This window comes from Limosilactobacillus reuteri subsp. porcinus, from assembly GCF_036621895.1.
GTDB lineage: Bacteria > Bacillota > Bacilli > Lactobacillales > Lactobacillaceae > Limosilactobacillus > Limosilactobacillus reuteri_J.
In genome coordinates this window covers 1-10,792 of record NZ_LN887392.1, presented here as the reverse complement: position 1 = coordinate 10,792, position 10,792 = coordinate 1, and the positions used below count along the sequence as shown (strand labels likewise).

The 10,792-nt window shown below is 37.3% G+C and carries 8 protein-coding genes and 1 pseudogene; 6 read left to right on the top strand and 3 right to left on the bottom strand.

Features of this window, described 5'->3' with window-relative positions:
• Window positions 1–188: 188 nt before the first annotated feature.
• From AACL61_RS04800 to AACL61_RS04790, 3 genes are all read left to right on the top strand, one after another.
• Window positions 189–1,358: a hypothetical protein gene (locus AACL61_RS04800; protein ID WP_339111050.1), complete on the top strand. Its 1,170-nt coding sequence runs from the start codon at window positions 189–191 to the stop codon at window positions 1,356–1,358.
• Between the two features lie 164 nt (window positions 1,359–1,522).
• Window positions 1,523–1,834, top strand: coding sequence for a hypothetical protein (locus tag AACL61_RS04795; RefSeq protein ID WP_152703129.1), 312 nt, complete (start codon window positions 1,523–1,525; stop codon window positions 1,832–1,834).
• 110 nt (window positions 1,835–1,944) lie between these two features.
• Window positions 1,945–4,827, top strand: coding sequence for a DNA methyltransferase (locus AACL61_RS04790; protein WP_086141274.1), 2,883 nt, complete (start codon window positions 1,945–1,947; stop codon window positions 4,825–4,827).
• Window positions 4,828–5,308: 481 nt separating this feature from the next.
• Here AACL61_RS04790 and AACL61_RS04785 read toward each other — a convergent pair whose 3' ends face one another.
• Window positions 5,309–5,803 carry a hypothetical protein gene (locus tag AACL61_RS04785; RefSeq protein WP_034983384.1) on the bottom strand — a complete coding sequence of 165 codons (495 nt, stop codon included), beginning with the start codon at window positions 5,801–5,803 and terminating at the stop codon, window positions 5,309–5,311.
• A gap of 23 nt (window positions 5,804–5,826) precedes the next feature.
• Entirely contained in the window at window positions 5,827–6,213 is a 387-nt protein-coding gene (locus AACL61_RS04780) for a hypothetical protein (protein WP_339111049.1), read from the bottom strand.
• 437 nt (window positions 6,214–6,650) lie between these two features.
• Here AACL61_RS04780 and AACL61_RS04775 point away from each other — a divergent pair.
• From AACL61_RS04775 to AACL61_RS04765, 3 genes and pseudogenes are all read left to right on the top strand, one after another.
• Window positions 6,651–6,836 (top strand): annotated as a pseudogene (locus AACL61_RS04775) (DNA-processing protein DprA); the annotation flags it as partial.
• A 121-nt stretch (window positions 6,837–6,957) separates the two neighbouring features.
• Window positions 6,958–9,078, top strand: coding sequence for a type I DNA topoisomerase (topA, locus tag AACL61_RS04770; RefSeq protein WP_339111048.1), 2,121 nt, complete (start codon window positions 6,958–6,960; stop codon window positions 9,076–9,078).
• A 133-nt stretch (window positions 9,079–9,211) separates the two neighbouring features.
• Window positions 9,212–10,090, top strand: a complete 879-nt coding sequence (locus tag AACL61_RS04765) for an aldose 1-epimerase family protein (RefSeq protein WP_457801931.1) — start codon at window positions 9,212–9,214, stop codon at window positions 10,088–10,090.
• 42 nt (window positions 10,091–10,132) lie between these two features.
• On the opposite strand, the gene plsY is transcribed toward AACL61_RS04765, so the two are convergent.
• Window positions 10,133–10,762: a glycerol-3-phosphate 1-O-acyltransferase PlsY gene (gene plsY, locus AACL61_RS04760; RefSeq protein WP_339111046.1), complete on the bottom strand. Its 630-nt coding sequence runs from the start codon at window positions 10,760–10,762 to the stop codon at window positions 10,133–10,135.
• Window positions 10,763–10,792: the final 30 nt, after the last annotated feature.

The window sequence follows — 10,792 nt, the reverse complement described above, 5'->3', positions numbered from 1 at the left end:
CTTATGAATATGTCCAAGATGCTCCAGTCAATTCAATGTGATTAAGTTGTCGAACCGCCGTATACGGAACCGTACATACGGTGGTACGAGAGGTCGATAATTGAACTAATCAATTATCTCCTACTCGATTATTCCATTTTTATGAATTGATGATACAATATTAATGATTATTGATAGGGAGGACAATCATGAAAAATAAGAAGAAACAATATTCCATAATCGGAATAATTGTAATAGTTATATTGTTGATATTCGGAATTGGTCACCATATTTATAAGAATGGTGGTCTGACTGCTCCAAAGACGGTCAATTTAATGTCGAAGGGAACAAGGGTTTGGCTAGGAACTGAAGGCGGACTACAAAAAGACGCAACGGTTGATTATATTGATGTTGCTAAAAATGGAAAATTCATTCAATATCAAGTATTTGATGATGATATTACGTTAGGTAAAGCTTCTAAGATGAGCAATTCTGACTTAATCAGTTTGGGAAAGAAACAAGATAAGAAATATTTTGACAAATCAGCTGATGAAGTTCGTGCCCTTCGTGATCACAAAGATCAAATAGGACTTCAAGATGATTTGATGGGCGACGATGACTTGAAGGGCGATCTCAATAATGGAGCGTGGCTAGTAATGGAAGGTACTGCTACACAAAAATCACCAGATACAACAAATGAAACATACACATATAATAAACTGATTCCTATCGATCAATATAATTCAGAATCTGATAGAATCGGTAAGATTAAACTGCATCAATCAGCTGACGAAAAGTCAAGTCCAGTTATTAACAAGGCCACCGAGTATGAAATGGTTGAAAACGCAAGTCCTGATGAACACGAACAAGAAAACAATTTTAGTGATCGTCATGAGACGTATTCCTACATTCGAAATAATCGTTTTAATGCACTACTGGAAAACATGAAGAGCGTTAAATATTTAGCACCAAAGTGGCAAACTTTAACTTTCAAGAACACGACAGATAATTCTGGAAATAAGGTTATCAGTCAGAAAATGAACTACAAGGCTATCGATGAATTTAATGATGCTGGGACAATGGACAATAATGTATTTAATCTAAGTGATTCACAAAAGCAAAAATTGTTTAAGGCAAAAGCTGCATCACACGAAACTGGATCGTATCCAGAATTACGAAGCGCATTCGATAAGTCTTATTACAAAGTAGTAACGAAAAATGTGTTCAAACCACATGTCTTTGATGATGACACTGAACTTAGTGATAAAGTACACCAAAAGATTTACAACAGTACTTATATTGGATATAGCACTGGTGATGACACTTACTTATTAACTAAAGCCCAAAACGATAGCCAGCGTGTAGTTTTCAACAAATAATAATATAAGCAAGCCAAAATTTATGTTTGACTTGCTTTTTTGTTTGATTTTATTTTGAAATAGAGAAGATACACCACACATGAACGTCAACTCAAATGACACAATAAAATCATCACAAAATTACGATTTATAATTAGCATGTAAGCAATGAAAGGGTGATAATAATGACGACAACACAACAATTAACAGAACGACAAAAAGAACTCCGGAGTGTTGTATACCGCGACTGCTTGAGTACTTTAGATCAGTATTTGGATGATGATTATTATGACGGAAAGACGTTTACACTTGATCATCTGATTGTTGACCATCCCACTGATCAAAAAGGAGTGTTAGCTTGTCAATTCTTTTTAGTAAACCGCCTTAGTGATGACCATAACGACATTAAAGATCTGATTGAGTTGGAGATGAATAATCATGATTGGTTACGTCGTGAAGATAAAGTCACCGGTCTAATTTCATACACAAAACAGTAGCAGATCATAATTAATCGCGGCGGATTAGCTATTTAGCTAATTCGTCTTTATTTGTTTATATTCCCATGTGATAAAATAATAAGAAAACTCAATTTCAGGGATGATATTACATGGCAAAAAGCAGCACTAGCCGTTTCTATGGAACTAAAACGACCAGAAACACAACACATAAAACACGTAAACAAATAATAAAAGAGTTTGTTGATGAGTGGACTAACAAAGGTAAGGAATCAGGATATGGTTTTATCAAAGAAGACGCTAATCGACAACCATTTATTGACGACTTTTTGCGTCGTGTTTGCGGAGTAGACCAACCAACAAAATACATAGAATATGAAAAAGATGTACGTGTTGAAGATAACAGAAAGAAAACGACTAAAAGAATTGACGGATACATTCCAGCCACAAAAGTTATGTGGGAAATGAAAGGTAGTAATAAAGACCTAACTGAAGAAATTACTCAATCGGGAGGAATTAAACTAACACCATTTAAGCAAGCATGGAGATATTCTGAATATTTGCCTCAAGAGGAAAAACCAAGATGGATCATTATTTCTAATTTCAACGAAATAGATATCCATGATATGAACAATCCTTTATCTGATCCAACTGTGATAATGCTTAAAGACTTGACAACAAAATATAAGTCGTTTGATTTTATGGTTGATCAAACGGCACAACAGATTATTGATGAAAAGAAGTTATCAGTTGCAGCTGGTGACCTTGTCGCTAAAATTTATAACGAATTGTCAAAGGCTTACAGTTTGCACGCCGATTTGAATGACGAAAGAATACAGAAAAGTCTTAATATGCTGATTGTCAGATTAGTATTTCTTCTATATGCTGATGACACAGGAATTCTTGGAAGCAATGATATTTTTCAACATTTCTTAGAACGAAGAGAAGCTCAGGACATACGTCAAGGACTTATAGAACTGTTTCGTGTACTCAATACGCCAGAAGACGATAGAGATGAATTCTTAAGTGAAGAATTCAAGCAGTTTAAGTATGTCAACGGTGGTATGTTTAGTGACGAATCAGTTGTTATTCCTCAATTTACAGATGAGTTACAACGTTTAATTGTCGAAGATGCAGGACGAGGTTTTAATTGGTCAAGCATCTCGCCGACAATCTTTGGAGCAGTGTTTGAAAGTACGTTGAATCCAGAGACACGCCGTGAAGGTGGGATGCATTACACAAGTGTTGAAAATATACATAAAGTAATTGATCCATTATTTTTAAATGATCTGAATAAAGAATTTGAAAAGATTCGTGATATATCTGTTGTTAGTGATCGTGTTGAAAAAGCACGTCAATTCCAAGAGAAATTGTCAAAACTAAAATTTTTGGATCCAGCTTGTGGATCTGGAAACTTTTTGACAGAAACATATTTGTCTTTGCGAAACTTAGAAAATCAATGTCTTAAAATTATTGTCGGTAGTAATTCCACATTAAATCTTGATGCAGATATAAAAGTAAAGATTAAGATTCAAAATTTTTATGGTATTGAAATTAATGATTTTGCCGTAAGTGTTGCTAGAACAGCAATGTGGATTGCTGAAAGTCAAATGTGGGCAGAGTCTCAAAACATTATATATAGTCGTGACGACTTCTTACCATTGGATAGCAACGACTCAATTTTTGAAGGAAATGCTTTGAGAATGGATTGGTCCGAGATTGTTGAACCATATGATGTTAATTATATTATGGGCAATCCTCCGTTTGTCGGACAATCGTATCGGAGCAACGAGCAAAAACAAGATATGATAGATATTTTTGGAAAAGGTAGTCGTGAAACTAAACAGGACTATGTCATTTGCTGGTATAAGAAATCATTAGATTATGTTAGTGATTATAAGAACTCATCTGTCAAATGTGCTTTTGTATCAACAAATTCAATTTGCCAAGGTGAATGTGTTCCAACATTTTGGAAAGACATGATTAACGCTGGAGTTGAAATTCAATTTGCTAGACGAACCTTTATCTGGACAAACGAAGCTAAAAATAAGGCAGCTGTTCATTGCGTAATCGTCGGATATTCGTTTCACAAAATAAACAATATTAAAGAACTATATGACGGTGGCAAGTTAACTAAATGTGATCACATCAACCCATATTTAGTACCTGAAGAAGATATTTGGATAAGCTCAAGACCAAAAAGGCCTAAAGACAAAAGTAAAATGACAACTGGAAGTCCTGCAACTGATGACGGGCAACTATTCTTATCACCAGAAGAAGCCAAAACCATGTCAAAGGAATATCCAATTTTGAGCAAATATATTCGTCCATTTATAGGAGCTCATGAGTTTTTGCATGACTTAAATGAAAGGACTAGGTATTGCCTTTGGTTTGCTGATGTTGGTGACGAGTTGCCGAAGATAATTAAAGCTGACCATATGAAAGATCGGTTTCAACATATTAAAGAAAAGCGACTATCAAGTAGTGCGTCACGGATTAAAAAAGCAGCTGAAACTCCTTGGTTGTTTGCACAAAACAGGCAGCCAGATACAGAGTATTTAGTAATTCCACGGCACTCATCTGAAAACAGAGAATATATACCAATTGGCTTTATGGATCCTAAAACAATCGCCGGGGATGCTACAACAATTGTTTATGATGCAACACTTGAAGATTTTGCTATATTAGAATCATCATTGCACGTCGCTTGGATGAAAACAGTGGCCGGAAGGTTGAAGAGCGACTACAGGTATTCATCATCCGTATATTATAATTTTCCGATGCCAAAACTAACAAATGAATTAAAAGAAAAGTTAGAGAAAAGCGCTGAAGGTATTCTCAATGCTCGTGCTAATCATCCGTCATTATCGTTGGCAGACATGTACAAAGAGCTATTGATGCCGAGCGACTTACGTGACGCACACCGTAAAAATGACAAGCTGATTTTACAAGCATATGGTCTTAATAAAGATGCAACAGACCAAGATATTTTAAAGGTGCTTTTTAAGATGTATAACAATAAAGACAACGACTGATTATCATGTAGTTTCAGTCAATTTTCATACTGGGACTCGTCCTGTTTGCGGATCGAGGCTCTTTCGTTTGGTTGTATTGTCACGTTTTGATGACAATTCGTTTTAAGTCCGGTCCTCGAACAATTGGTGGGCCAAAAAGTGAAAATTTCGTTGGAAAGGTCAAATTGCCAATTTAGGCGTTAAGTATTACACAGTGAGAGATTGCGTTCTTCCATGATTTGAACCGCATTTTGGAAACATGCTGAATTTTGTCAAGTATGCTAATATATAGTCCATATTGGGACATTTACTATAATTTTATACGAAATAAAAACCCGCAAATAATGCGGGTTCTATTTTGTGTATATATCTACACTTGGCAAATTCTCTTATGCTCTTTTGTAATTTGCCTACATTGGTGAAACGTCGACGTCTAATCGACCAACAAATAGAACTAACAAGCTAAAAGAAAACCCGATTTTTCGGGTTAATATCGTGTTGGTTACGCTGCTGTGACTGGGTCGGTTGCGTTGGCAAAACTTGGCTCATACACGTAAGAACATGTGGCGGTATTCTCGTTGTATTGGGCTAATTGTTTGACGTAAGGAATGCCGTTGCGTTCATACTGTGACATTGCTAGATGTTTCAATTCGTCGAACGATTCGAATACTGACGTGTAACGATGTGAAAACTTATCAGAGTATGGGTAGCCTTTCGACTTCTGCAACTCGTCTAAGTCCACGACGGCAACACGTTGCTGAATTTTGTCTGTTGCTTTAATGGAGTTGTATTTGTTGAGATAGTATCGTTTATTATCGACAACAACATAGTTATCGTCACGATCAAAGGTGACAACAACAAAACGATCATCACTGTTAAGTACGTAGAGAGGGCAAGTTTCGCGTGGCTCAATGTAGTAATTATTACCGTACTCACCCTGACGTGTACGTTGATAGTAACGTTGGATTCCTTGTAGTTTTTCTGTTTGATTTTGCATAATGTGTTCAATCCTTTCTTATATTAAAATGGAGCGACGTTGTGCTTGTCCAGTACATCGTCTATAACAGAAGGTAAGAGATGTTCACGGACTAATACGTCTAAATGCTCGCCTGAAAATAACTCTGGTGAGTCGATTGACTCCATGCTGAAATCGTCAAGTGCATCTTGTACTAGATCAAAATTTCCAAGCAGCGCTCTTTCTGCTTTCAGCTCATTACACCAATAGCTACCGGTTCTGTTTCCTGTGATATCACGATCAAATGCTAGATCTTGCAAGTCTTCGTAAGCTTCACCTCGATTTTTGCCGTTGAAAGTAATATCTGAATCTTTGAGTATGGCCTCCAATTCATCCACCATTTCCGATTTGTAATCATAAAATTTTAAGTTGTTTAATTCTTCATCACTCATTGTTCATCATCCTTTCTTTAATATAAGATCAAGTAGACCGTCTTGACGGTCTTAATTTAGCTATGAGACGAATTTAAACGATGGGGAGTATACGTCAAACTATTTTTCGTGTCGTCTGAGCGGCAATCTGAGCATTAACGTAATTCATCGTCGTCACATGTTACGTATACAAGTTGTTTACCGTTAGACGATGATAAACTCAAATAAATATTAGTTGTTGAGTAGTTTAATAGTTATTAATTTGTCATATTGATCATCCTTTCATGTATTACATAGATTCAATACGACCGGCTCGACGGTCTTCGTGGTATAATTTAATTAAGTATTGCCTTGCGATTCTACCAATTTAGAAAATAGATGAAGTCAGAGCGTTGAGACACAAATGAGACACATGCATAAATAAACACCCCGTAATCGTTGATATTACGGGGTGTTTTAATAGTGGTAGTATTATCACGGCTAATATCGGCTTAGATGAAAATCGGTCTGTCTGCGCTATTCCTGGAAGGATTGATGCTCCCTTATCAGTAGGATGTAACAGCTTAATTGCAGCTGGCGCGAAACCAATTCTCAGCGCCCAAGATCTGCTAGATGAGTTTCGGTTGTACGATTCAAGGGCTTGATTTCTGATGAGAAGTTGATTAAAATATTTTGTTCAGTTAGAGATTATATTTGACAGATGGTAGTCAAATGGATTAATAATATTATTGAATGAAATATTAAAAATGTTAGGAGCCCACCAGAATGGCAACCAAAACAACCAAATCAACGGCGAAAAAGACAACTCGTCGCCGTTCAAAAATTAAAAAAAATCTGGTGATCGTGGAGTCACCATCAAAGGCAAAAACAATCGGTAAATTTTTAGGCCGGTCCTATAAGGTTGTGGCTAGTTTAGGCCATATTCGGGACTTACCAAAAAGCCGGATGGGGGTAGATATTGAAAATGACTACACCCCTGATTACATTTCAATTCGGGGGAAGGGTGATGTTATTAAGGAACTACGGAAGGACGCTAAAAATGCGAAAGCCGTATATCTCGCATCTGACCCGGACCGTGAAGGGGAAGCAATTGCCTGGCACATTTCAAATATTTTAAAGCTTGACGATGATCAAAAGAACCGGGTTACCTTTAATGAAATTACTAAGGATGCTGTTAAAGAAGCTTTTAAGGAACCCCGAGAAATTAATATGGATCTCGTGGATGCCCAACAGGCACGACGGGTATTAGATCGCTTAGTTGGATATTCAATTAGCCCAATTTTATGGAAGAAAGTCAAAAAGGGCTTAAGTGCTGGTCGTGTTCAATCAGTTGCCCTTTATCTGATTATTCAACGTGAAAATGAAATTAAAAACTTTAAACCAGAGGAATACTGGACAATTGATGCCGATTTCAAGAAGGGCAAAGAAGAATTCAAGGCTAGTTTTTACGGTGAAAATGGTAAGAAGGTTTCCTTGAAGAATAGTGATGACGTTCAGTCAATTCTTTCTAAGATTGATAAAAAGAAAGATTTCGATGTTACTAAGGTGACTAAAAAAGAACGTCGTCGGCAACCACAGCCACCATATACGACCTCGACCATGCAACAGGATGCTAACCGTCGTTTGAACTTCCGAACACGAAAGACAATGATGGCAGCACAAATGTTATATGAAGGGATCGACATTAAAGAAGGAGCACCGGTTGGGTTAATTACCTATATGCGGACGGACTCGACTCGGGTGGCGTCAATTGCTAAGCATGAAGCATCTAACTATATTCATGAAAACTATGGAGCGGAATATGCGGCAATAAAGCCGGTTAAGGGAAAATTACCTGAAGGGGCACAAGATGCTCACGAAGCTATTCGGCCAACTTCAGTCTATCGGACACCAGCTAAAATGAAGCAATATTTAACTCCTGACCAATATAAACTTTATAATTTGATTTGGTCGCGGTTTGTAGCTAGTCAAATGACTGCAGAAGTAATTGATACGATGAGCGTTAACCTTCAGCAAAATGGTGTTGACTTCCGTGCAAATGGATCAAAAGTTAAGTTCCCTGGGTTTACAAAAGTATATAAGCGGGGAACCGAAAAAGATAACTTGTTGCCAGAATTAACTGAAGGTGACAAGGTAAAAATGATAAAGGACGATCCAGCCCAGCACTTTACCCAGCCGCCTGCTCGTTATACAGAAGCGGCTCTTATTAAAACTTTGGAAGAAAATGGCGTCGGTCGGCCATCAACCTATGCACCAACCCTTGATACGATTCAACGACGGTACTATGTTCGCCTTGTATCACGCCACTTTGAGCCAACTGAACTAGGTGAAATTGTTAACCGAATTATCGAAAAGCAATTCCCTGATATTGTCAATGTCCAATTTACTGCCGATATTGAAGGAAACCTTGATGAGATTGAAGAGGGCAAGCAGAACTGGATTAATGTTGTTGATAAATTCTATCAGCCATTCTCAAAAGAAGTTGATGCAGCTGAAGAAGAAGTTGATAAGATTGAGATGAAAGATGAGCTTGCTGGCACAGATTGTGAAATTTGTGGAGCCCCTATGGTTATTAAAATGGGTCGTTATGGTAAGTTCTATGCATGTTCTCGCTTCCCAAATTGTCGGAACACCAAGGCGATTGTAAAAGATACCGGAATTACATGTCCAAAGTGTGGGCAAGGAACGGTTGTTGAACGAAAATCAAAGAAGAACCGAACCTTCTATGGCTGTTCTCGTTACCCAGATTGTGATTTTGTTTCATGGGATAAACCAATTGGACGTAATTGTCCTAAGGATGGGCACTTCCTCGTTGAAAAGAAAGTCAAGGGTGGCAAACAGGTTGTCTGTCCAAATGGAGATTACCAAGAAGAAGTTCAGAAGTGAAAATATTACACTTTTTTTACTGAATTTTACTTAAATATTTATTGAAAAGGTTTCCCAAATCTGCTATTGTCCGTTTGGAACCTTTTTTATATACTTAATGTTAAACGATTATCAATTGAAGGGATCGATAACAATGATTACTTTACAAAACCAACAATTAACCGTAAAAATTGATGAATTAGGTGCTCAACTACATAGTATTAAACGGCAGGATAACGGAATCGAATACTTATGGCAGGGGGACCCCGCTTCATGGAATCGCCAAGCACCAATCCTCTTTCCGTTCGTTGGCCGCTTAAAAGATGATCAATATCAATATGGCAACCAAACTTATCATCAAACACAACATGGTTTTGCACGTGATCGAAAATTCCAAGTTATTGAGCAAACACCATCGATGGTTGTGATGGAACAGCATGATGATAGTGAAACTAAGAAAGCATTCCCTTTTTCATTTAGTCTTCAGGTAAAATTTGAATTAGTTATTGATAAAGTTGAAATTAGCTATGTGGTGAAGAACCCGAGCGGAGATGAACCCTTAATCTATGCCATTGGAGCACATCCTGGTTTTAATATGCCGTTAACTAGTACTGGGAGTTTTGAACAAACAGAATTAAGCGTTAAACCGGCAACAGAATATTCACGGATCGTTTTAGATGGCGCCTATAACGATTCAGCTCATCCACAATTGATTAATATGCAGGATTCATTATCACTTAATCATGATCTTTTTAATAAGGATGCTATTATTTTTAAAACAGATGGCGGCCATTTTACAGCCAAATTAACGGATACTGTTGCTAATCACGGGGTCGTAGTTGATACTTTTAATACAGAATACGTGGGAGTTTGGTCGCAATATCCAAGTACAGCTCCATTTGTATGTGTGGAACCATGGTGGGGAATAGCAGATAATGTCAAGGCTGATGGGCTCCTCCTCCATAAGCAAGGGATGCACCGTCTAGCACCAAATGAAACAGATAATTATCATTTTAGTATTAAGCCATTTTAACGAAAAAAATAGGAGACTGTGAAACTTTCCATTTCCAGTCTCCTATTTATTTAGCTTCTTTTCTCGTAAATAATAGCCAAGGCCAAAACTTACCATTGATTCTTTTCCTGATAAAATTCGGTGAATGTTTGATAGGTGGCGGTAAAAGACCACTCCTGTTAATATTCCTGCCACGATTGCTAAAATCCAAGCATGAATGAAGAGGGCAATAATGAAAATTGCACTAATCCCTACCATACTGGCGGTACTAACCATACTTGTCAAGCATAAGACAAAGATAAAAATCAAACAGGCAACAACAAAGAGGAGGGGGTTATAAGCTAAGAGAATCCCCGCGCTAGTTGCCACTGCTTTCCCGCCATGAAAATTATCGAATATTGATACAGTGTGACCAAGACTAGCAAAGAGTCCGATCAATAGGGGGTTAACGGTTCCAGATATCCCTAAAAAGTATGGCTGACTGGCAGCGAGTGTTCCCTTTAGAATATCGATAACCAAAACAACAACGCCCGCCTTAAATCCCAATGTTCGAAAGGTATTTGTTGTTCCGATATTACCGCTACCTAACTTGCGAATATCTTTATGATAAATATACTTACCGATCCAGAGGCCAGTTGGGATTGAACCTAAGAGGTAAGCAATAATAATCATCCCAATAATTTCAAAAATCATATAAATAGCTCCTCGTATTCTATAAATAAA